We start from the raw sequence: 20,944 nt of genomic DNA on the forward strand, positions 1-20,944 counted from the left end.
GACAGGAGTACCCCATGGAGATGAACAAGCACGGCATGAGCGCAATGGCGCTGTTGGGCGCGCTGCTGTTGGCGAGCGGCCCGGTACTGGCCTCTGAAACCCTCAACACCATACTCGGTGGCGGTGCCGGTGGCGTCGCGGGCACCATGATCGGCAAGCAGTTGGGCGGTGATACCGGCGCTCTGGTCGGTGCCGCAGTCGGTGGTGCGGCCGGTGGCGCGGCCACGGCCAACAAGGGCAACAAGAACGAGGCCGCCCTGGGGGGCGCCGTCGGTGCCCTGGGTGGTGCCGCCATCGGCAAGAGCGTGGGCGGCAGCACCGGTCAGCTGATCGGTGCCGGCATCGGCGGGGCCGGTGGCTCTGCCATAGGTGCCAAGACAGGTGACGGCCACAAGAGCAACAACGATCGCTATTACGACGACGGGCACTCTCACAGGCACCACAAGAAATACAAAAAGCACAAGAAGCACAGATGGCACGACGACGACTGATCTCATCCGTGGGGTGAGCCAGTGGTTCGTGACAAGAATGCCAGTCAAGCCTGACTGGCATTTTTCGTTGCGGTATGGCTGCGGTATCCGGGCCGTAAAACATCCGGCGCCTTGGTCCAACGTCCCCGGTGGAAGACAGACGAACAAAGTAATGATCAAAACATCAATACTATTAATATTTTAGCAATATAAAGGAGTTAGGTTAGCCGGACCTCTTACTCAACAAGGTTATTCTCATGTCTATCCCAACACCTCGCCTCCTTAGCCTGGTGCTCTTTTCTCCCCTGTTGCTCTCGGCCTGCAATGACAATGAGTCGACATCCCAGCCTGATACCCCACCACACCTGTTCAACGAGCCCAGGGCCTTCGATCTAGAGGCGCATCGTGGCGGCCTCGGCCTCGTCTCGGAAAGCACCCTGGCCGCCTTTACCAATGCCCTGGAGATGGGGGTCACCACATTGGAGATGGACACCCAGATCACCCGGGATGGCATAGCGGTCGTGACCCATGATCGCAAGATCTCGGACAAGAAGTGTCTGGATACCCGGCCCGCCAGCGAGGGGGATCCCCAGTACCCCTACGTGGGCAAATACATCAAGGATCTCACCCTGGCGCAGGTGAAGACCCTGGACTGCGGCTCCCTGCCGCTTGCCGATTTTCCCGAGCAGGTGCTGGTCCCCGGCGCCACCATGCCGACCCTGCAAGAGGTGTTCGCCCTGGTGAAGTCCTACCAGGCCGATCAGGTGCTGCTCAACATCGAGACCAAGGTCGAGGCGGCCGCACCGGAGGAGACGGCCCCCCGGGAGATCTTCGTCAAGACGGTGCTCAAGGATATCCGTGACGCCGGCCTGATGCGGCAGGCGACCATACAGAGCTTCGACTGGGGTGCGCTCATGCTGACAAGGGAGCTCGAACCCAGCCTGCCCATCATAGCCCTGACCAATGGCCAGCCATTCCTGCAGGTTGGCATGCCGGGCGCCTCTCCCTGGTTGGGGGGGATCGACATCGATGACTTCAATGGGGATCTGGTGCAGGCCGTGGCCTCTTTCGGTGCCAACGCCATCTCTCCGGTGCACGGGGATCCCCAGGGGGGTCGCTACGGGGATCCTGGCTATGTGGAGTACACCACCCCGGATCTGGTCGATGCGGCCCATGCCGAGGGCATCAAGGTGATCCCCTGGACGGTCGACGATGAGGGCACCATGAACCGCATGCTGGAGAACGGGGTCGACGGCATGATCACCGACTACCCGGATCGGCTGCGGGTGGTGATGGAGGCGCGGGGCATCCCGTTGCCACCCTCTGTCTCTCCGCGTTGAGGCGCGATGGAGGCCGTGCCAGCAGGCATGAGTTCGGCCATGTGCGGATAGTGCAGAGATAGGCGCAGAAATAAGCACAGAGACAAGTGCAAAGAGACGAGGTGCAACCGCAGCTTGGTCTCGACCCCGGCTCTGATCGGGAACAATAGAAGAGGGGAGGCATGGTGCCTCCCCTCTCTTTTTCGCTTCTTTGCCGCAACGTCACTGCCTTGGGAGTCGAGCTCCTTCGGCTGGGATCTGCCAGCCGGCTGGGCCTGTGTCGAGGCCCTGCGTCAGACCAGCCGGTGCTGGCGTCGGCCCTCGGCGAAGGCGTTGATGTTGTCGATCAGCTGATCCGCGAGGCGCTGCATCGACTCCTCGCTGGCCCAGGCCACGTGCGGGGTCAGGATGAAGTTCGGGTACTGCAGGGCCTGCATCAGCGGGTGGTCGGGGGGCGGCGGCTCCTGGCTCGCCACGTCGAAGCCGGCGCCACCGAGCCGGCCGTTGGCCAGCGCCATCAGCAGCGCCTGCTCGTCCACCAGGCCGCCGCGACCGACGTTGATCAGCAGGGCACCCGGCTTCATCATGGCCAGCTCCCGCGGACCTATCAGGTGGCGGGTGTAGGGGGTGAGCGGGCAGTGCAGGCTGATGACGTCCGCGCTCTGCAGCAGCTCGTCCAGCGGCAGCCGATCCTCGTCTGCCGCCGCGCCGACCTGGCTCTGGGCATAGCGCACCTCCATGCCGAGGGCGCTGGCCCGCTGGCCCAGGGCTTGTCCCAGGGTGCCCTTGCCGATGATGCCGAGCCGCTTGCCGTGCAGATCCGAGATGGGGTGATCGAAGAAGCAGAACTGGCCGCTCTGTTGCCAGCGCCCCTCCAGCAGGGACTGGCGCCAGGCAAACAGGTTGCGCGACAGGGCCAGCATCAGCGCCATGGCGTGCTCGGGGACCGAGGGGCCCGAGTAGTTGCGGATGTTGCACACGGCGACGTTGGCGGCGCGGCATGCCTCCAGATCCAGGTTGTCGCTGCCGGTGGCGGCTAGGGCGATCAAGCGCAGCTCCGGCAGCTGGGCCAGCTCGGCTTTGCCGATGCGCACCTTGTTGATGATGGCGATGCTGGCGCACCTGAGCCGCGCCACCACCAGTTCGGGAGTGGTGTGCGGGTAACTTTGCCAGTGATGGGGAAAGTCGGGACGACGCAGGTTGATACCGGCGTCCAGGGTGTCGCTGTCGAGAAACACGATTTGCTGCATTAAGCCTCCTGCCATTCTCTGCCACTGCAGAGACGCCATGATGCCAAAGATGGGGGGGCGGGGGCCAGCCCGATGAGCTGGGCTGGTGGCGGATGGCGCGTCGGAAGCCGCTCATCCCCCGGCCGGGGAAGATCAGATCCAGCCGAGATGGGTCAGCCAGCCCTGGATGCGGGCGGGTGTCTCGTCCAGTTCCATCAGGGCGTAGGGACGGTAATTGAGCTTGTGGCTGCGCCGGCTCTCGCTGCGCCTGGCCTCGGCCGCCAGCAGCGGCCAGCGGCCGCCGTCCTCCTGATAGAGATCCAGGGTAGGGACGCTGGCCTGGGCCACCTGTTTGGCCAGGGTCTGGTTGCTCAGCTGGTTGGGGAAGAAGCCATCCAGCAGCACCAGGGCATCGGGGGCGGGCAGCTGCTCGCTGGCGATGAGGTTGGCGGCCCAGGCCGCGCTGGTGCCTTGGGCCAGCAGCAGCTTGAAGCCACCTTCCTGCCACTTGGCGTCACTCAGCTTGACGATACGCTCGGCAAATTGCTGGCGAAACTGGTCGATGGCCTGCTGTTTCTTCTCGGCGGCCGGATCCAGCTCTGTCTGCTGGGGGGAGGGCAGCAACAGCAGGGTGTCGAAGCCGAGCCGGCCGAGGGCCCGGGTCAGCTGCCACAGCTGGCCGCTGCGCTGCCAGTCCGGCAGCAGGATCGCCAGTCCCAGGTAGTTGTCGCTGTCGTGTTTGGCAAACAGCACCCGCTGCTTGTCTATCTGGGCGCTGTCCGCCACCCCCTTCCAGTCGCTCTCCTGCCAGTGATCGAGCGGGGCTGGGGGCGAGATCTCGCTGGCCGGCGAGGTGGTGCTCGCCAGCAGGGTCAATATCAGCAGTGGTAAGGATAATCTGGCCATGATGCGCTCCCCGGTTGACAGGGTTAGCGGCGCCGGGCCGGTTTTCTGAAGGGGGATCTGCGAGAGCAGGCAGGGAGAGGGAAGGGCTTGCCCCTCCCTCTCCGTTGGCTCAGCGGCGGGCAAGCCTCCCAAGCTGCCTGTCGTGCAGGGGGGAGAGCAGCAGCAGGGCGCTGATGGCGCCGATCAGGGCGAAGAACATGTCGGACTGGGTATCCCAGGGATCCCCCTGGGTGCCGAGGAACTCGTCGGCGCCCTGACCCAGCGCCAGTGCGGCGCCCCACTCGATCAGCTCGTAGCTGGCACTGATGGCGAGCACCACGCTGAGCACCAGGAACACCAGCATGCGCTTGCCCTGCACATGGTGGCCGCGCAGCAGTATCTCCCGGCAGGCCAGGGCGGGGATGAAGCCCTGGCAGAAGTGGCCAATCTTGTCATAAGGGTTGCGGCTGAGCTCGAACCACTGCTGCAGATCGAAGCCGAGCGGTACCCTGGCATAGGTGTAGGCCCCTCCCAGCATCAAGACCGCCGCATGCAGGAAGATGCCGAGGTAGAGCAGGGTGGTGAGCGGGAAGCGTTCATTGCTCAGCCACAGCAGCGGCACGACGATCAGCACGGGGGCGACCTCCAGCAGCCAGGTGACCCTGTCATAGGGTTGCCAGCCGGAGATCACCAGCAGCACCAGGGTGAGGGACAGCAGCAGGAGTTTTTGATGGGATGTCATAGCGGACCTGTGGTGAGGGAGAAACATGACTTCATTATTTAGCCGGATCCCGCGTCGGGCGAAAGGGGGCCGACTGAATTCTCCCCAATGTCCGGGGCCTTGTCACTGACCGGGGCTGAATGTGGTGCCTGCCCGCGCCATGGACAAAAAAAAAGCGAGCCAGGGGCTCGCTTTTTTCAGCACGGGGTTCGAGCAGTCGGATCAGTTGACGCGACGCTTGAACTCGCCGGTACGGGTATCGATCTCGATCTTGTCACCGATCTCTACGAAGGCGGCCACGGCCAGCTCGTAGGTGGTGCCCTTCAGGCGGGCAGGCTTGGTCACTTTACCGGAGGTGTCGCCACGGGCGGCCGGCTCGGTGTACTCGACTTCACGGACGATGGTGGTCGGCAGTTCGACGGAGATGGCTTTCTCGTTGTAGAAAGTCACTTCGCAGATGTCTTCCATGCCGTCAACCATGTAGTTCAGCGCGTCACCCAGGTTGTCTTTCTCGACGTCGTGCTGGTTGAACTCGGTGTCCATGAAGACGTACAGCGGGTCGGAGAAGTAAGAGTAGGTGCACTCTTTACGCTCCAGCTGAACGACTTCCAGCTTGTCGTCGGCCTTGAATACGGTCTCGGTGGCGCTGCCGTTCAGCAGGCCTTTCAGCTTCATCTTGACCACGGCGGAGTTACGGCCGGATTTGTTGAATTCGGCTTTCTGGACCACCATCGGCTCGGTACCGATCATGACGACGTTACCAGCGCGGATTTCCTGTGCGGTTTTCATGTAAAAAATTCCTGTGCGTATACGGGCAGATAAAAACTGCCAGATTATATACGGCTTTCTAAAAATTTCACCAGCCGAGTGACGAGATCCCCATCGGCAAGCAACTTCTGTGACCAGGTTCGCGCATGTTGTTGCGAAATAGTGTCGTATTGCGGCCATTGGGCCCAGAGTTCGCGGACATCGTCGCCCTGGTTGAGGGCATGGTTGAAGGCGCGCAGCCACCGGGCTGCCTGGGGCGGCAAGTCGGCCAGATAGTGGTCGAGAAAATCGTCCAGCTTGGTCAGGTGGGCGAGATCTTCCTGGGGGTAGATGTGCCACAGGAAGGGTCGGGCCGCCCACTGGGCGCGCACGAAGGAGTCCTCGCCGCGCACCAGGTTGAGATCGCAGCTCCACAGCAGTCGATCGTAACCGGCCTGATCCGTCATCGGCAGCAGCTTGATGGCGAGCTGGCCCGCGTACAGCAGATCCCCGGCCTGGGCGGTGGGGAGGGCGTGCTCCAGCCCGGCGCCGCGCAGCACATCCCCGAGTGAGCGCCCGAGCGGCAGCAGCAGGGTGACCGGGGTCGGGCCCTGGCACCAGCGCTCGACCAAGCTGATGAGCGCCGCGCTCTCGTAGGTAAACAGGCTGACCCTCAGTTCGTCTGCCGCTTTGGGTGCCAGCCCCAGGCTGGCCCAGTAGGCGTCGAGCCCCGCCTGATCTTGCTGCCAGCGCTCCCGCTCAGCGATCAGCCCCCGCTCGCACAGCAGGCCGCCGGTCCTGGTGGTGAAGCCCGGGAAGAAGAAATACTTGTCGAGGCTCCGATTGCCGACCCGCTGCGGCGAGGCGAGGCCGTGGCACTCCTCGACCCAGCTCTCGGCACTGAGATACTCCAGATTGATCCAGCAGGGGGGCGGGGTCTGCCCGGCCATGGCATGGGCGAAGGCGGTGGGCAGCTCGCAGGCGAACGCCTCTATGACCACCCGGGCCGGGATCACGGACGGCGGCAGGCTGGGGCGCCAGTGCTGGATATAGATACCCTGCTGCCACTGGCCGTCCAGCTCGGGATCCAGCCCGGGGCAGATGCGGGCGAAGCTGGTCAGATCGTCCACCCAGAGCCGTACCTTACCCAGCCCCTCCTGCTCCAGCTGGCGGGCGAGCCGCCAGGTGACGCCGATGTCGCCGAAGTTGTCCACGACGCAGCAGAAGATGTCCCAGTCGAAGGGGGGCAGAGGGAGAGGCGAAGAGGTCGTCATGGGCGGGTCACCGGATACGCAGAAGAGATAAAAAAACCGGTGTGCAGGGTAGCACACCGGTAGATTGGCTTCTAACCGTCAGCGAGTGACGGATGCTAGAGGGCGGGTTTACTCCTTGCCGTAGACGTTGTTCTCCTGCTCGCGCACCCGGATGAAGGTGGTGCGTTTGGTCAGCTCCTTGAGCTGGCTGGCGCCTACCACATAGAGGCAGGTGGAGCACACGTAACGGTAGAGGAGCTTACTCCTTGCCGTAGACGTTGTTCTCCTGCTCGCGCACCCGGATGAAGGTGGTGCGCTTGGTGAGTTCCTTGAGCTGGCTGGCGCCTACGTAGGTGCAGGTGGAGCGCACGCCGCCGAGGATGTCGCGCACCGTGTTCTCGACCGGGCCGCGATAGGGCAGCAACACCATCTTGCCCTCGGAGGCGCGGTAGTCGGCGACGCCACCGGCGTGCTTGTCCATGGCACTGGACGAGCTCATGCCGTAGAACTTCATGAAGGGGGAGCCTTCCACGTCCACCACCTCGCCGCCGCACTCCTCGTGGGCCGCCAGCATGCCGCCCAGCATCACGAAGTCGGCGCCGCCGCCGAAGGCCTTGGCCACGTCCCCCGGGCAGGTGCAGCCGCCGTCACCGACGATCTGGCCGCCGAGGCCGTGGGCCGCATCGGCGCACTCTATGATGGCGGAGAGCTGGGGGTAGCCGACCCCGGTCTTGACGCGGGTGGTGCAGACCGAACCCGGGCCTATGCCGACCTTGACGATGTCGGCGCCGGAGAGGATCAGCTCCTCCACCATCTCGCCGGTGACCACGTTGCCAGCCAGGATCACATGATCCGGGCAGGCCTCGCGGATCTTGCGCAGGAACTCGACGAAGTGCTGGGAGTAGCCGTTGGCCACGTCAACGCAGATGAAGCGCAGGGCCGCCGACATGGCCAGGATCTGGCGGGTCTTGATGAAGTCCTCTTCCGAGGTGCCGGTCGATACCATGACGTGGCCGAGCAGGGCCGGGTCGGTTTCGTTGACGAAGGTCTGCCACTGCGCGAGGCTGTAGTGCTTGTGTACCGCCGTCATCATCTCGAAGCCGGCCAGGGTCCTGGCCATGGCGAAGCTGCCGACGGTGTCCATGTTGGCGGCGATGACGGGCACGCCCTGCCATTGGGTCTGGGTATGTTTGAAGGTGAACTGACGGGTCAGGCTGACTTGGGAACGGCTCTTGAGAGTGGAGCGCTTGGGGCGGAACAGGACATCCTTGAAACCTAGCTTCAAGTCTTCTTCGATACGCATGACGAATTCCTTTATTGAGCCTTGTTGAAAGTCACTTTTGCAGTGGGCAAATTTTCGGCAGGCGCAAAAAAACCGCAGGTTTTCGAGGCCTCCGGTTTACAACAGTCTAGGGAAAAATCGCCTCAGAACAAGACTGATAATTCATTCATCGTTGTGGTAGCCTTTGGCGTCACAACCTGAGCGCGGCAGCAGGGTCATCCAGCACCTCTGTACCGCGTCGCTCCCCACCTCGTCTTCCGCCCTATTTTCTCCCTCGGTCAGCGGTTGTCGCGCCCTGAGCCTGCGGCCTGTCTGGCTTCCCGACTTTATCCACTGCGTGCTTTTTGCCAGTTGACAGTCGCCAGCAGGCTGCCCACTCTGGCAGGGCGGGCCATTGCCGGTCCGCGCCGACGAGGAAGACATCGTGCCCGGATCACATAAATTTCGCTGGTTGTTGCTGGCCAGCCTCTGCCTGTCGCCTGGCGTCTGGGCGGCCCCGACCGTCTATGGCTGGATCGAGAAGGGCTTGATCATGCCGGATGGAGTGGCGGTGAAGATGAAACTCGATACCGGCGCCCTCACCTCGTCCCTGGATGCGCGCTCGTTGCAGCACTTCAAGCGCGATGGCAAGTCCTGGGTGCGCTTCACCCTGGAGCTGACCGACGCCAACACGGACAAGGTGGTGCGCCAGACTCTGGAGCGCCCGGTGGAGCGCAGCGTGACGGTGCGTGGCGCCGGCGGCATGGAGCAGCGACCCACGGTCAGCATGTCCATCTGCCTCGGCGACAAGGTCTACAAGGAGTGGTTCACCCTGCGGGATCGCAGCGACATGATCTATCCGGTGCTGTTGGGGCGGCGCCTGCTGGCCGAGCTGGGACCGGTGGATGCGAGCCGCACCTTTACCGTCCAGCCCAGCTGTGGCTAAGCGGGGCTGACTTAGGGCGAAGGCCCATTGCACAAGGTTGACGGCCCGCACAGGGCCGTCGTCATTTGTGCTCGGCCGGCTGGGGCGGGGTCGCGAGCCAGATGCTCACCTCCAGCCCGCCATGGGGCCGGTTGTGCACATCCAGATCCGCGCCGTGCAGCTCGGCGATGCGGCGGACTATGGCCATGCCGAGCCCCACCCCGTCCCCCTGCTGGGGATTGACCCGGAAGAAGCGCTCGCACAGGCGGGAGAGGGCGGCGGTGGGGATGCCGGGGCCGCTGTCCCTGATGTCGACCCTGACCCTGTTGCCTTCCGCGGTGATCACCACCGCGATCTCGCCCCCTGCCGGGGTGTAGCGCACCGCGTTGTCGATGAGATTGCCGAACATCAGATCCAGCAACACCGCCTGCCCCATCACCTGCAGGTGCTCGGCCCCCTCCAGCGAGAGCTGCTGCCCTTTCTTCAGGGCGAGGGGGGCCAGGGCAGCCAGGGTGCCTTGCAACTGCTGGCTCAGATCCAGCTTGTTCAGCGCCAGCGCCTGTTGATTGTCGATGCGGGCCTGGGTCAGCAGCTGGCGGATCAGCCGATCGCTGCGATCGAGCGCCAGCAACATCTTGCGCAGCGCCTGCTCGCGGCTGGCATCGTCCTCCGCCGCCATCAGGTTTTCGCTGTGAATGCGCAGCACCGCCAGCGGGGTGCGCAGCTCGTGAGCCGCCTCGTTGGTGAACTGCTTCTCCCGCTCTATGGTGTCGGCCAGGGTGTGCATCAGCCGGTTGATCTCCCCCACCAGCGGCGTCAACTCCTCGGCCTTGATGGCCAGGTTGAGCGGGCTCAGGTTGGCGGGATGGCGCTCGCTGATGGCTTGTGCCACCTGGCGCAGCGGGGCCAGCCCCGCCGAGATCAGCCACCACAGCAGGCCGAGCAGGAAGGGCAGGGTGATGAACAGCGGCAGCATGGTCAGGGTGGCCATCTTGCTGGCCAGCTCGCCGCGCTCGTCATCCCGCTCCGCCACTATGAGCCAGGTGCGCTGCTCCTCGTTGTAGAGGGTGAAGGTGCGCCACTCGTGGTGATCCTTGGTCTCGCTGTTGAATCCTCGCTCCAGGGTGGTCAGCGGCTGGGTCGGCGCACTCGGCGAGCGCAGCAGGATGGCGCCTTGCTCGTTCAGCAGCTGGAAGTAGAGGTTGTGCTCGAACTCGTGGCCGAAGGGGGTGAACTCGTTGTCCTCCCCCAGATGACTGAAACTGCGTTTTTCTTGATGCGGCTCGTCAGGAATGGCCTGTTCCCACTCTTCGTAGACGGCCCCATCGCTGGGCAGCTCGCCGCTCTGCTCCAGATAACGGCTGAGCAGCTGGTTGGTGATGCGGGCGGACTGGGCGAGACGGGCATCGAACAGCTCCTCCATCTCGTGGTTGGCTTCCAGGTAACCGATGAAGCCGCTGACCGCCAGGCTGACGCTGACCAGGGCCAGGACCCCGGCGAGCAGGAAACGGCGAATGGAACTGGGGCGTCTCATCGTGCGGGTATCCGTGTGGCCTGATCAAGCTGGGGGATGATGTAGCCGACACCGCGGATGTTGCGGATAAGCTCCGAGTAGAGCTTTTTGCGCAGGTGGTGGATGTGCACCTCCACCGCGTTGCTCTCGGCCCCCTCGTCCCAGCCGTAGAGGCTCTGTTGCAGTTGCTCCTTGCTCAGCACCCGGCCGCTCTGGCTGATGAGCTCCAGCAGCAGCTTGTATTCGTGGGGGGTGAGCCTGACGGGCTCGCCCTGATAGGTGACCTGTTGCGACTCGGGGTAGAGGAGGATGTCGCCATACTCCAGCGTGGCCTGAGCCTGGCCCTTGCTGCGCCGCACCAGGGCCCGCAGCCGGGCATTGAGCTCCTGCAGGGCGAAGGGCTTGACCATGTAGTCGTCGGAGCCCGCATCCAGCCCGACCACCCTATCGTCGAGGGCATCGCGGGCGGTGAGGATCAGCACGGGCAGCTGGTGCCCCTCCCTGCGCAGCTTGCGCAGCAGGCTGATGCCATCGATATCGGGCAGATTGAGATCCAGGATGAGGGCGGCAAACTCTTCACTCTTGAGCACCGACAGGGCGGGCAGCCCCTGCTGCAACCAGTCCACCGTATAACCACTGTGGCGAAGGGCATCCACCATGCCATCCCCCAGCATCACATCATCTTCCACCAGCAGGATCCGCATTCTTATTCTCCCTTAAACGACGCAGCCCACCAGCATGAGCATGCAAAATCTGCGACCACCAGGATCCGCATCGTCATTCTCTCTGAAACGACGCTGCCCACCAGTATGCAAGCGGGTGGGCAGAGTTGAAATAACTGTTTGGTTCAGCGTGTTTTTATAACTTGGCGAGGCGTTCGCGGATCTCCCCTCGTCGCCCTTCGTCAGCCACTTCACGACCAGGGCGACTAGGCGCGGCCAGCGCCTTGTCGAGATAGGCCCTGGCTTCGGCCTTGCGGCCCTGATCGAGCAGGAAGTCGCCGTAGAAGTAGTTGGGATCGATGCCGTTCGGGTTGATGGCCAGTGCCTGCTTGAGCAACTGCTCGGCCTTCTCGTCATCGCCAAAACCCACCGGCCAGCCCGGCACCTGATAGTAGAGCGACCCCAGGCTGGTGTAGGCGGAGCCCTCCAGCGCCCTGGGATCCTGCTTGATGGCTATCTCCAGCCTGGCCTTGGCCTCTTTCACCAGGCCGAGGGCTCCCAGCCCACCCTTGGCGCCGGCCCAGGTGCTCTTGACGATGGCCGACCAGATCAGCAGATCGGTGCGAAAGGCCTCCTTGGCGCTGGCCTGATCGGCCTGGCCGCTGAGTTGCTCCAGGCAGCTCTCCTTGGCCTTGCCGGTCTGTTGATACTGGCAGTGGGCCCACTGCTGCTGGATGCTGGGCAGGGCGTCGGCGGCCTGGGCCAGACCGCTCCCCAGGGTGAGCAGCAAGAGGGCATGGCGGCTAAACAGGGTGCGGTAAATGCTGTGCTTCATCTTAAGGTTCCTTCTCTGTCATGACGGCAGTGGGGCTGCCCGACTTGCCCGCGGCGGGCGCGGCCGAGTGGCGGGCATAGCGCTCGATGATGGGTCTTTGCCTGGCCAGCGCCTTGTCGACGAGGCCCGGCAGCAGGCTGTTGAGGCGCACGAACAACTTCTCCGGCCAGCCGAGCCAGCTGCTGCGGGTTTCGTTGCACAGGGCGATGACGGCGGCCTCGGCCACGTCCTGCGGGCTGTCGGTGCGGGTGCCGAGTGCGGCGTTCATCTCGTAGGCGGCTTCCGAGTTGAGATGGGTACGGGTGGCGCGCGGAGCGAAGTGCAGCACCTTGACGCCGGTGCCTTCCAGCTCGCGTCCCAGCGCCTCGCTGAAGCCGCGCAGGGCGAACTTGCTGGCACAGTAGACGCTGTAACCCGCATAACCGATACCGCCAAAGCTGGAGCCGATGTTCATCACCACGGCGGGCTTGCGCAGCCTCGGCAGCAGGGCGCGGGTGAGCTGGATCGGCGCCTCTATGTTGAGCCGCAGTTGGCGTTCCACCTGTTCGATGCTCTGATCCTCCAGCCAGGCAAACTGGTTGCAACCGGCGTTGTTGATCAGCACATCCAGCCCTTCATCCAGTGCGGGGTGTTGCAGCAGGCGCGCCCGCTCCTCAGGGGAGCTCAGGTCGGCGACCACGATCTGGTGACGTTCCGGATGGGTCAGCTCCTTGCAGAGGCGCTCCAGTGTGCTGGTCCTGCGTCCGTGCAACAACAGGTGCGCCCCCTGCGCCGCCAGCTCCTGGGCCAGCGCTTCGCCGATCCCGCCGCTGGCGCCCGTGAGCAGCACCTTTTTTCCTTCAAGCTTCATCGTGTCTCTGCATCCGTTAGTTGATAGAGCATGTCGGCGTAGAGGCGGTAGACCACCCTGGCCGAGTGAATGATGGCGGCCTGATCGGCGGGGTCTTCCAGCCGGTTCATCAGGGATTCGAAGAACTTGAGGTGCTCCTGATCCAGCGCACCGTGGGAGCTGAGGTAGCTCATCGCCTGGGGCGGCAGACCGAGCCCGCTCTTGAGCTGGTCCGCCACTGTCAGGGCGATGGCGACGCTGGTGCCTTCCAGCACCTGCACCATGCCGAAGAAGCCCATGGGGTTGCCGCGCTGGATCTGGTCATAGAGAAAGGCCACCATCAGCTCGATGGGCAGGCCCGGCTGGCCGTGGCGCACCGCCTCGGCATCACCACCGCAGGCGCGGATGTCGTTGAGGATCCACTCTTGATGGCCGTACTCTTCGTCTATGTACTCCTTGATGGCCTCTCGTAGCCACTCATGCTCCTGCCCCAGCTTGCCGCCGGTGGTCATCAACAGCGGCACCGTGTGACGCACGTGGTAGTAAGCCTCTGCCAGGAAGGCGAGATACGTCTCTCGGCTGATATCGCCGCGGCGGCAGGCTTCGATGATGGGGGCGCGAAACAGATGCTCACGCTCCCGGGCGGTGGCGTGTTGCAGGGTCTGGTAGAAGCTCATGAGCGCTCTCCTGTGAGGCATTGGCTGATCTGCCGGGAAAAGTGGTGATAGATCCGTTCGCGACTGGGGCGACCGTTGGCGGTCAGCAGCTCCGGGTGTTGATCCAGTGCCACCGGCAGCCAGTGGTGAATACGGGCGTAATCGGGCAGGCGCTGGTTGAGCTGCTCGATCTGTTGCGCCAGTTGGGCATCTGCGCCGGGCAGCGGCTGGATCAGCGCCACGTTGGCGGGCTGGCCATCGCCGAAGATGACGATGCGGACGATGGCGGGGCAGAGCTGGGCCTGGGCCTCGACCCATTCGGGGGAGAAGTTGCGGCCAAAGGCGGTGATCTGCAGGTTCTTCTTGCGCCCCGTGATGTGCAGGTAGCCCTGCTCATCCAGATGACCGAGATCGCCGGTGGCAATCTGGCGGGGGGGGGGCTCGTCCGTGCCCAGGTAGCCGAGCATGGCGGCCCCTTCCACCAGGATCTCGCCGTCGGCGGCGATCGCTATCCTGCAATGTGGCAGGGGCTGGCCGACGCTGCCGAGGCGGTGTTCCTCCGGGCCATTGAGCGCCACGACGGAGCCGCATTCTGACAGACCGTAGCCTTCATAGACCGGCATCCCCAGCTCGCGGGCGTGGCGGATGAGCTCGGGGGCGACCTTGCCCCCGCCCACGGCGATGAAGCGCAGGGTGGCGAGGCGCTCGGCGAGCGCCCCATTGGCGCCGCACAGGGCGAGCAGCAAACGCAGCAACTCGGGCACCAGCACCAGGCTGTGGCTGGGCCAGTGCAGCAGGGCCCGGCCCAGGGTGGCGGGATCCAGCTTGCTGGAGCCTTCGAACCCCAATTCCTTGAGTGAGGGGATCTGGCTGCAGGCGCCGGTAAGCAAGGGCACATAGAGGCCGGTCAGGTTCTCCAGCAGGGTGGTCAGTGGCAGCAGAGTCAGGTGTTTCTCGACCCGCGCTGGCGCGACGCGTCTTGCCAGCGAATCGCAGACCGCCATCATCTGTTCAAGGGAGAGGCAGACCCCCTTGGGCTGCCCCGTGCTGCCGGAGGTGTAGGTGATCTTGGCGGTGCCGACTGGCAAGGGGGGCACCTGTGCCGGCTGCTTGCGCCACAGCGGCAGCTCGCCGACCGACAGGGTCAGGGGCTCGCAGGCCTGCCATCCCTCATGCTCGGGTCCTACCAGGGCATCGGCCCCGCTGCTTGCCAGCAACCAGGCTTGTTGCTCCGGGCTGAAGAAGTGAGGCACAGGGATGACCACGATCCCGGCCCGGGTGCAGGCCAGATCGATCAGCGCCCAGGGCAGGCCGTTGTCGAGCTGCAGCGCCAGCCGAGCGATGCCGGCCTGCTGCAACCGGTCGGCCAGGCGCTGGATCTGCTGCCACAGGGTCTGGTAATCCAGCACTCCCTGGCTGCCCTGCAGCGCTGGTTGCTGTGGCGTCAGGCTGGCGTGGCGGGCGATGGCGTCGAACAGGCTCATTGGGCGCACCTCTTGTCACCGTCATGGTCGGCATGGCTAAAAAGGATGGGCATGGGCCCCAGCAGGTTGAGCAGCAGGCTGCTCTGGGCGAGCACGTCTCGCCCATGGTTGATGTCGCCTGCCATCACCTTGGGTTGGCAGCGGTAGTATTCCCCCCAGGCGCTGGCGTCCTCACCCACCTGATGGGCCTGGGCGGGGGCCAGCTCCACCGGGTTGAGGCGCAGGCGGGCAAAGCTGTTGCGCAGCTTGGCGGTACCGGTGAACACCACGTAGTCGAGCGCGTTGTCACACAGCAGGCGGCACAGCGCCGCAAACATCAGGCGGGCATTGCCCGGTTCGCTGCAGGCCAGATTGCCCACCTCGATGATGCGGTTGCGGGCCGGACGTACCCCGAGGCGGGTTTCGATGGCGGCCTCGATGGGCTGCTCCAGATACTGCTCAAGATAGAGGGGGCATTCACTCCCCCCTGTGCTGGCGTGGTTGAGGCCGCAGGCGCCGACCAGCATGCCGTCTGCCCGATAGAGGCCGAGTAGGCAGGGCAGAAAATGGGGAATGTGGGCGTTGAATTCGAGGCCGTAGGCAGCCTGGATAAAAGCTTGCAGCGCCATGACCTGCGGCGGGGATTCGGCCAGGGTCAACCTGTAGGGGGCTTGGATCTCTATGGTCATGGTTGGCTCCTTCTCTTGCGATGGGTTGAGAGTAAGAGGGCAAACTTAAGAGACCCTTAAGGAGCAAAAAAAGTTGTCAGCAGGGCGGCGGGCAGGCAATCTGCGCGGCTGTCACCCATGAGGATCCGCCATGTCATCAAGCGCCAGCTGCCCCCTCTGCTTGGCTCGCCACAGCTACCCGCTGCCCGTCGCCGGCAAGCATTACCATCGCTGCCAAAGCTGCGAGCTGGTCTGGCTGGATCCGGCCTGCCATCTGGCGCCGGCGGCGGAGAAGGCGGTCTACGACGGGCACGATAACCAGGTGGACGATCCACGCTACCGCAGCTTCCTGATGCGGGCCTTCGGCGAGGTGCTGGCCCGGGTGCCGGCGCCGGCCTCCGGCCTCGACTTCGGCTGTGGCCCCGGCCCCGCACTGATCGCCATGGGACGGGAGGCGGGCTACGAGATGGCGGGTTACGACAAGTTCTACGCCGACGAGCCTGAGCTGCTGACAAGGCAGTACGACTTCATCACCAGCACCGAGGTGATCGAGCACATCGCCGACCCGCGTGCGGTGCTGGACGGGCTCTGGGATTGCCTCAAGCCCGGCGGCATCCTGGTGTTGCAGACCCAGCGGGTGCTCGGCGACGAGCGCTTCAGGAGCTGGCGCTACCGCCACGATCCGACTCACATCGTCTTCTTCGCCGAGGCCTCGTTTCGTGCCCTGGCGGCTCGCTGGCAGGCGGCGGTCTGTTTCCCCCATGCCGATGTGGTCGTCATCACCAAACCCTGAGTGGGCCGTTTTCATTTGGCCATGAGTTGGGCATGCTGGGGGCCTGTTACCAAGGAGCTGGTATCCCCATGTCCATTCCCCATCTCTCGCTGCAAGACGCCCGTCATCTGCAGCTCGCGGCTCAGGGCCTGCTGACCCCCCCCAAACGCAAGGCGGGCCCCGCCGACCTGCTGGCCTGCATCCGCCGCATGGCGCTGCTGCAGATAGACACCATCCAGGTGGTGGCGCGCAGCCCCTATCTGGTGCTGTTCAGCCGGCTCGGTCACTACGATCCCGCCTGGCTGGATCAGCTGCTGGCGCGGGGTGACATCTTCGAGTACTGGGCCCACGAGGCCTGCTTCATTCCCCGCGAGGATTACCGGCTGCTGCGTCATCGCATGCTGGATCCCGCCGCCATGGGCTGGAAGTTCTCGGCCCAGTGGCTCAAGACCCATGGCGACGAGATAGAACAGATAGTCGAGCGCATTCGCCAGCAGGGCCCGGTGCGGGCGGCCGATTTCGAGCGCAAGGGACAGAAGGGCAACGGCTGGTGGGACTGGAAGCCGGAGAAGCGACACCTGGAGGTGTTGTTCACCGCCGGAAGGTTGATGGTGAGCGAGCGGCGCAACTTCCAGCGGGTCTACGATCTCGCCGAGCGGGTGCGCCCGGGCTGGGACGATGGCCGGGATCTGCCGAGCCAAGCACAGGCCCAGCGCGACATGGTGCGCGCCAGCTGCCGTGCCCTCGGGCTGATCAAGACCGGCTGGGTGGCGGACTACTACCGCCTGCGCCGTGGCAAGTACGATGCCCAGCTTCATCAGCTGGCGGACGAGGGGGAGCTGCTGCCCGTGCGCGTCGAGGGGTGGCAGCACGGCGCCTTCGTCCACGCCTCCCTAGCCGATGAGCTGGTGCAGGCGCAGGCCGGCACCCTCAAGGCGACCCACAGCGCCGTGCTGTCACCCTTCGATCCCCTGGTGTGGGATCGCAAGCGGGCCAGCGAGCTGTTTGGCTTTGACTACCGCATCGAGTGCTACACCCCGGCGCCCAAGCGCCAGTACGGTTACTTCGTGTTGCCCTTGCTGCGCCGCGGCAAGCTGGTGGGACGGCTGGATGCCAAGGCTCATCGCAAGGAGGGGCTGTTCGAGGTCAAGAGCCTCTATCTGGAGCAGGGAGTCAGGGTGAGCGCCAGCCTGGCACAGGATCTGGCGAAGGCGCTGCAAAAGCTGGCGGATTGGCATCAGACGCCCGCCCTGCGCCTCGGCGTCATGCCGGCCCCCCTGCGGGCCCTGTGGCCAGCGCCGCGCCCTTGGCCCGCAGGCTAAACGACAGCCAAACAAAAACCGGGCACTGGGCCCGGTTTTATCATGTGTTGCTGGCAACTGAAGGATTACTGGAGTACCAGCACCATCAGCAGGCCGACCGTGATGGCAGACACCAGGAAGGCGAAGCCATAGAACACATAGTGGTGCAGCTTGGTGGTGTGGATCCCAAGGTCGTGCAGGCCGTGATAGATGCGGTGCATGCCGTGCCAGATCGGCAGGGCGATGATCACCAGCAGGATACAGGCACCCCACCAGGAGCTGGCGAAGGCGAGCACGCGCTCGTAGCTCATGGTCTCCACGTCCATGATGCCCATGGGCACCAGCAGACCGGTAATGAGGACAATCACCGGCAGCAGCATGGCGACCACCATGCCACCGGCACCAAACAGACCCCAGTAAATAGGTTCGTCAGAACGTCTCATGGTTTTCTCCTCAGGCGACGATGATCAGGACAAGCAGGGATACCACTGCCAGCGCCACATACTGGACGATGACGATCGGCTTCTCCGGCACCAGGTCTTCGCCACGGAAGATGCGCATGGCCTTGGGCGCCAGGGCGAACCAGGTCTTGGCATGGAACAGGCAAGCTGCCAGGGCGATGACATGGAACAGGATGGCGATTGGGCTTTGCAGGGATTCCAGCCAGCCGTTGAACGCTTCCTGACCCTGTACCAGTCGCAGCAGACCCCACATCAGCACCACGGCGTAGATGGAGACGAAGATACTGGTGCCTTCACGGATCATGTAACCGGTGTAGAAGGCGTTCTTCAGCCACCAGTCTTTCTTCATTTCGCGCACGTAGGGCTTACGTTTGCTATTGGTGTTGTTCATGGTCTCACTCCTGGTCTCAATCCGGCTTGAACATGGCGATCATGTAGTCCTTGGCGCTCTCGACCTTGCCAAGCTGGATAGCGGCGGCCGGATCCACGCCCTTCGGACAGACATCGGAACAGTAGCCCACGAAGGTACAGCCCCAGACACCCTCGTCCTGGCTGATGATCTTCATCCGCTCTTTGGACGCGCCGTCGCGGTTGTCGGCGTTGTAGCGATAGGCCAGAGCCAGTGCCGCCGGACCGGTGAACTTCTTGTTGATGCCGTACTGCGGGCAGGCGGCGTAGCACAGACCACAGTTGATGCACATGGAGAACTGGTGATACTTCGCCATGTCGGCCGGGGTCTGGGTGTACTCGCCGTCACACAGGTTGCGCGGTTCGCTCGGGATGATGTAGGGCTTGATGCTCTCCAGCTTCTCGATGAAATCGGACATGTCGACCACCAGATCGCGCTCGATCGGGAAGTTGTTGAGCGGCTCGATCTTCATCTTGCCCGGCAGATAGTCGCGCAGGAAGGTCTTGCAACCCAGCTTCGGAATGCCGTTGACCATCATGCCGCAGGAGCCGCAGATCGCCATCCGGCAGGACCAGCGGAAGCTCAGGGTAGAGTCCAGCTGATCCTTGATGTACTGCAGCGCATCCAGCAGGGACATCTCTTTCAGGTAAGGCACCTGGAAGGTCTGCATCCAGGGCTCGTTGTCCTGCTCCGGTCGGTAGCGCAGGATCTCAATTTCGATCATCTCAGCCATTCTTCTTAGCCTCGTCTTGTTTCTCACCCTCGGAACCGTACACACGCTTGGCCGGTTGGGATTTAGTGATCTTCACATCGGAGTAATCGATGGTCGGGGCGCCTTCCTGGTTGTAGAAGGAGAGGGAGTGCTTGAGGTAGTTCACGTCATCCCGCTCTTCGTAACCGTCCAGACGCTGGTGGGAGCCACGAGACTCTTTCCGGTTGATGGCGGAGTGGGCCATGGCTTCGGCCACGTCCAGCATGTAGCCCAGTTCGATGGCGTACAGCAGATCGGTGTTGAAGACAGAGGACTTGTCGTTGATCTTGACCTTCTTGTAACGGGCCTTCAGCTCGTTGATCTTGTCGATGGTGCCTTGCATCAGCTCTTCGGTACGGTAGATACCGACCCCGGCTTCCATGGACAGGCCCAACTCGTTGCGGATATCGGCCGGGTTTTCGGTGCCGTCGATGTCGAGCAAGGAGAGGTGCTGCTTGATCAGCTGCTGTGCCTTGGCGGCCAGCGCCTCGGTGTTGCCATGAGTCTGGGTCTTGGCAAACTCACCGGCGTGCTCACCGGCCACCTTGCCGAACACTACGATCTCGGACAGGGAGTTGGAGCCCAGACGGTTGGCGCCGTGCAGACCGACGGAGGCACACTCGCCCAGGGCGTACAGACCCGGCATGCGGGTGGCGCACTGGCCGTTGGTCTCGATGCCACCCATGGTGTAGTGGGCGGTCGGACGAACCGGGATAGGCTCCTTGACCGGATCCACACCCACATAGGCCTTGGCCAGTTCGCAGATGAAGGGCAGACGCTCCTTCAGGTACTTCTCGCCGAGGTGGCGCAGGTCGAGGTGAACCACGTCGCCCATCGGGCCCTGGATCACGCGGCCTTTCTGCTGCTCTTGCCAGAATGCCTGGGAGAGGCGATCGCGGGGACCCAGCTCCATATGCTTGTTCTTCGGCTGGCCGACCGGGGTTTCCGGGCCCAGGCCATAGTCTTGCAGGTAGCGGTAGCCATCCTTGTTGAGCAGGATGCCACCCTCACCACGACAACCTTCGGTCATCAGGATGCCGGTGCCCGGCAGGCCGGTCGGGTGATACTGGACGAACTCCATGTCACGCAGCGGCACACCGTGGCGGTAGGCCAGGGCCATGCCGTCACCGGTGACGATGCCACCGTTGGTGTTGTAGCGATACACGCGGCCGGCGCCACCGGTGGCCAGAATGACGGACTTGGCCTGGATGAAGCGGGTGATGCCGTTCTGGATGTCGAAGGTCAGGACGCCCTGGACGCGACCGTCTTCCACGATCAGATCCATACAGAAGTGCTCATCGAAGCGCTTGATGGTCGGATACTTGATGGAGGTCTGGAACAGGGTGTGCAGGATGTGGAAACCGGACTTGTCGGCGGCGAACCAGGTGCGGGGGATCTTCATCCCGCCGAAGCGGCGCACGTTGGCCTTGCCGTCCGGCTTGCGGCTCCAGGGGCAGCCCCAGTGTTCCAGCTGGATCATCTCGTTGGTGGCATTGTTGACGAAGTAATCGACCACGTCCTGCTCACACAACCAGTCGCCACCGGATACGGTGTCGTTGAAGTGATTTTCGAGGGAGTCATCCTCACGGACGACGCCGGCGGCACCGCCTTCTGCCGCCACCGTGTGGCTGCGCATCGGATAGACCTTGGAGATCAGGGCGATCTCCAGCTCCGGGTGTGCTTCTGCTATGGCGATAGCGGCACGCAGGCCACCACCACCGGCACCGATGATGGCGACATCGGTCTTGATAATATCCACATCTGCCTCCTTAGGGATAGATTTGCTGGGCACGATTTTGCTCTATGAAAAAAAT

The 20,944-nt window shown here is 63.7% G+C and carries 22 protein-coding genes; 5 read left to right on the forward strand and 17 right to left on the reverse strand.

The features are described from left to right. The first annotated feature begins 14 nt into the window (after positions 1–14). Both AACW18_RS03625 and AACW18_RS03630 read left to right on the forward strand, forming a co-directional pair. Complete coding sequence (locus AACW18_RS03625) at positions 15–491, forward strand: glycine zipper domain-containing protein (protein WP_042652736.1); 477 nt, start codon at positions 15–17, stop codon at positions 489–491. A 236-nt stretch (positions 492–727) separates the two neighbouring features. Beyond that, the gene (locus AACW18_RS03630; RefSeq protein WP_042652735.1) at positions 728–1,810 is read left to right on the forward strand and encodes a glycerophosphodiester phosphodiesterase; all 1,083 of its coding nucleotides are present in this window, start codon (positions 728–730) and stop codon (positions 1,808–1,810) included. A 272-nt stretch (positions 1,811–2,082) separates the two neighbouring features. Here the strand turns inward: AACW18_RS03630 and AACW18_RS03635 are convergent, their stop codons facing one another. The 6 genes from AACW18_RS03635 to AACW18_RS03665 all read right to left on the reverse strand — a co-directional run bounded on the left by AACW18_RS03635 (position 2,083) and on the right by AACW18_RS03665 (position 7,927). Beyond that, positions 2,083–3,039: a D-2-hydroxyacid dehydrogenase gene (locus tag AACW18_RS03635; RefSeq protein WP_218387862.1), complete on the reverse strand. Its 957-nt coding sequence runs from the start codon at positions 3,037–3,039 to the stop codon at positions 2,083–2,085. A gap of 132 nt (positions 3,040–3,171) precedes the next feature. After that, complete coding sequence (locus AACW18_RS03640) at positions 3,172–3,924, reverse strand: DUF3530 family protein (protein ID WP_218329538.1); 753 nt, start codon at positions 3,922–3,924, stop codon at positions 3,172–3,174. A 109-nt stretch (positions 3,925–4,033) separates the two neighbouring features. Then, positions 4,034–4,645: a DUF2238 domain-containing protein gene (locus AACW18_RS03645; RefSeq protein WP_218329537.1), complete on the reverse strand. Its 612-nt coding sequence runs from the start codon at positions 4,643–4,645 to the stop codon at positions 4,034–4,036. Positions 4,646–4,846: 201 nt separating this feature from the next. Continuing rightward, positions 4,847–5,413, reverse strand: coding sequence for an elongation factor P (efp, locus tag AACW18_RS03650; RefSeq protein ID WP_042652731.1), 567 nt, complete (start codon positions 5,411–5,413; stop codon positions 4,847–4,849). Positions 5,414–5,457: 44 nt separating this feature from the next. Continuing rightward, positions 5,458–6,645 carry an elongation factor P maturation arginine rhamnosyltransferase EarP gene (gene earP / locus AACW18_RS03655; protein ID WP_218387863.1) on the reverse strand — a complete coding sequence of 396 codons (1,188 nt, stop codon included), beginning with the start codon at positions 6,643–6,645 and terminating at the stop codon, positions 5,458–5,460. 238 nt (positions 6,646–6,883) lie between these two features. Then, positions 6,884–7,927, reverse strand: a complete 1,044-nt coding sequence (locus tag AACW18_RS03665) for a GMP reductase (RefSeq protein ID WP_218290589.1) — start codon at positions 7,925–7,927, stop codon at positions 6,884–6,886. Positions 7,928–8,357: 430 nt separating this feature from the next. Here AACW18_RS03665 and rloA3 point away from each other — a divergent pair, with 430 nt between their 5' ends. Beyond that, positions 8,358–8,831: a retropepsin-like aspartic peptidase RloA3 gene (rloA3, locus tag AACW18_RS03670; RefSeq protein WP_445206809.1), complete on the forward strand. Its 474-nt coding sequence runs from the start codon at positions 8,358–8,360 to the stop codon at positions 8,829–8,831. A gap of 61 nt (positions 8,832–8,892) precedes the next feature. Here rloA3 and AACW18_RS03675 read toward each other — a convergent pair whose 3' ends face one another. The 7 genes from AACW18_RS03675 to AACW18_RS03705 all read right to left on the reverse strand — a co-directional run bounded on the left by AACW18_RS03675 (position 8,893) and on the right by AACW18_RS03705 (position 15,457). Continuing rightward, positions 8,893–10,344: an ATP-binding protein gene (locus AACW18_RS03675; RefSeq protein ID WP_218387864.1), complete on the reverse strand. Its 1,452-nt coding sequence runs from the start codon at positions 10,342–10,344 to the stop codon at positions 8,893–8,895. Then, complete coding sequence (locus AACW18_RS03680; protein WP_218387865.1) at positions 10,341–11,027, reverse strand: response regulator; 687 nt, start codon at positions 11,025–11,027, stop codon at positions 10,341–10,343. Before AACW18_RS03680 ends, AACW18_RS03675 begins: the two co-directional genes overlap by 4 nt. 154 nt (positions 11,028–11,181) lie before the next feature. After that, the gene (locus AACW18_RS03685) at positions 11,182–11,820 is read right to left on the reverse strand and encodes a tetratricopeptide repeat protein (RefSeq protein WP_218387866.1); all 639 of its coding nucleotides are present in this window, start codon (positions 11,818–11,820) and stop codon (positions 11,182–11,184) included. Position 11,821: 1 nt separating this feature from the next. Next, the gene (locus AACW18_RS03690) at positions 11,822–12,670 is read right to left on the reverse strand and encodes an SDR family oxidoreductase (protein WP_218387867.1); all 849 of its coding nucleotides are present in this window, start codon (positions 12,668–12,670) and stop codon (positions 11,822–11,824) included. After that, complete coding sequence (locus AACW18_RS03695; protein ID WP_218387868.1) at positions 12,667–13,326, reverse strand: TenA family transcriptional regulator; 660 nt, start codon at positions 13,324–13,326, stop codon at positions 12,667–12,669. The genes AACW18_RS03690 and AACW18_RS03695 overlap by 4 nt, the downstream gene beginning before the upstream one ends. Beyond that, the gene (locus AACW18_RS03700) at positions 13,323–14,789 is read right to left on the reverse strand and encodes an AMP-binding protein (RefSeq protein ID WP_218387869.1); all 1,467 of its coding nucleotides are present in this window, start codon (positions 14,787–14,789) and stop codon (positions 13,323–13,325) included. The genes AACW18_RS03695 and AACW18_RS03700 overlap by 4 nt, the downstream gene beginning before the upstream one ends. Next, a complete protein-coding gene (locus AACW18_RS03705; RefSeq protein WP_042652721.1) occupies positions 14,786–15,457 on the reverse strand; it encodes a thermostable hemolysin in 672 nt (223 codons plus the stop codon). The genes AACW18_RS03700 and AACW18_RS03705 overlap by 4 nt, the downstream gene beginning before the upstream one ends. A gap of 130 nt (positions 15,458–15,587) precedes the next feature. Here AACW18_RS03705 and AACW18_RS03710 point away from each other — a divergent pair, with 130 nt between their 5' ends. Together AACW18_RS03710 and AACW18_RS03715 are read left to right on the forward strand one after the other, a co-directional pair. Next, a complete protein-coding gene (locus AACW18_RS03710; RefSeq protein WP_218387870.1) occupies positions 15,588–16,229 on the forward strand; it encodes a class I SAM-dependent methyltransferase in 642 nt (213 codons plus the stop codon). Between the two features lie 68 nt (positions 16,230–16,297). Then, positions 16,298–17,530 (forward strand): winged helix-turn-helix domain-containing protein, encoded by a 1,233-nt coding sequence (locus AACW18_RS03715; RefSeq protein ID WP_218387871.1) that lies wholly within the window; start codon positions 16,298–16,300, stop codon positions 17,528–17,530. Between the two features lie 65 nt (positions 17,531–17,595). Here AACW18_RS03715 and frdD read toward each other — a convergent pair whose 3' ends face one another. From frdD to frdA, 4 genes are read right to left on the reverse strand one after another with little or no spacing between them, the layout of a single operon-like run. Further along, on the reverse strand, positions 17,596–17,952 hold the full coding sequence (gene frdD / locus AACW18_RS03720; protein WP_025326128.1) for a fumarate reductase subunit FrdD: 357 nt from the start codon (positions 17,950–17,952) through the stop codon (positions 17,596–17,598). Between the two features lie 10 nt (positions 17,953–17,962). Further along, on the reverse strand, positions 17,963–18,361 hold the full coding sequence (locus AACW18_RS03725) for a fumarate reductase (RefSeq protein WP_042652718.1): 399 nt from the start codon (positions 18,359–18,361) through the stop codon (positions 17,963–17,965). Positions 18,362–18,377: 16 nt separating this feature from the next. Further along, positions 18,378–19,112, reverse strand: coding sequence for a succinate dehydrogenase/fumarate reductase iron-sulfur subunit (locus AACW18_RS03730; RefSeq protein WP_042040876.1), 735 nt, complete (start codon positions 19,110–19,112; stop codon positions 18,378–18,380). After that, the gene (gene frdA / locus AACW18_RS03735; RefSeq protein WP_042652717.1) at positions 19,105–20,889 is read right to left on the reverse strand and encodes a fumarate reductase (quinol) flavoprotein subunit; all 1,785 of its coding nucleotides are present in this window, start codon (positions 20,887–20,889) and stop codon (positions 19,105–19,107) included. Before frdA ends, AACW18_RS03730 begins: the two co-directional genes overlap by 8 nt. Between the last annotated feature and the right edge of the window lie 55 nt (positions 20,890–20,944).

Origin of the sequence: Aeromonas sp. sia0103 (assembly GCF_963895295.1) — a bacterium.
Classification (GTDB): domain Bacteria; phylum Pseudomonadota; class Gammaproteobacteria; order Enterobacterales; family Aeromonadaceae; genus Aeromonas; species Aeromonas encheleia.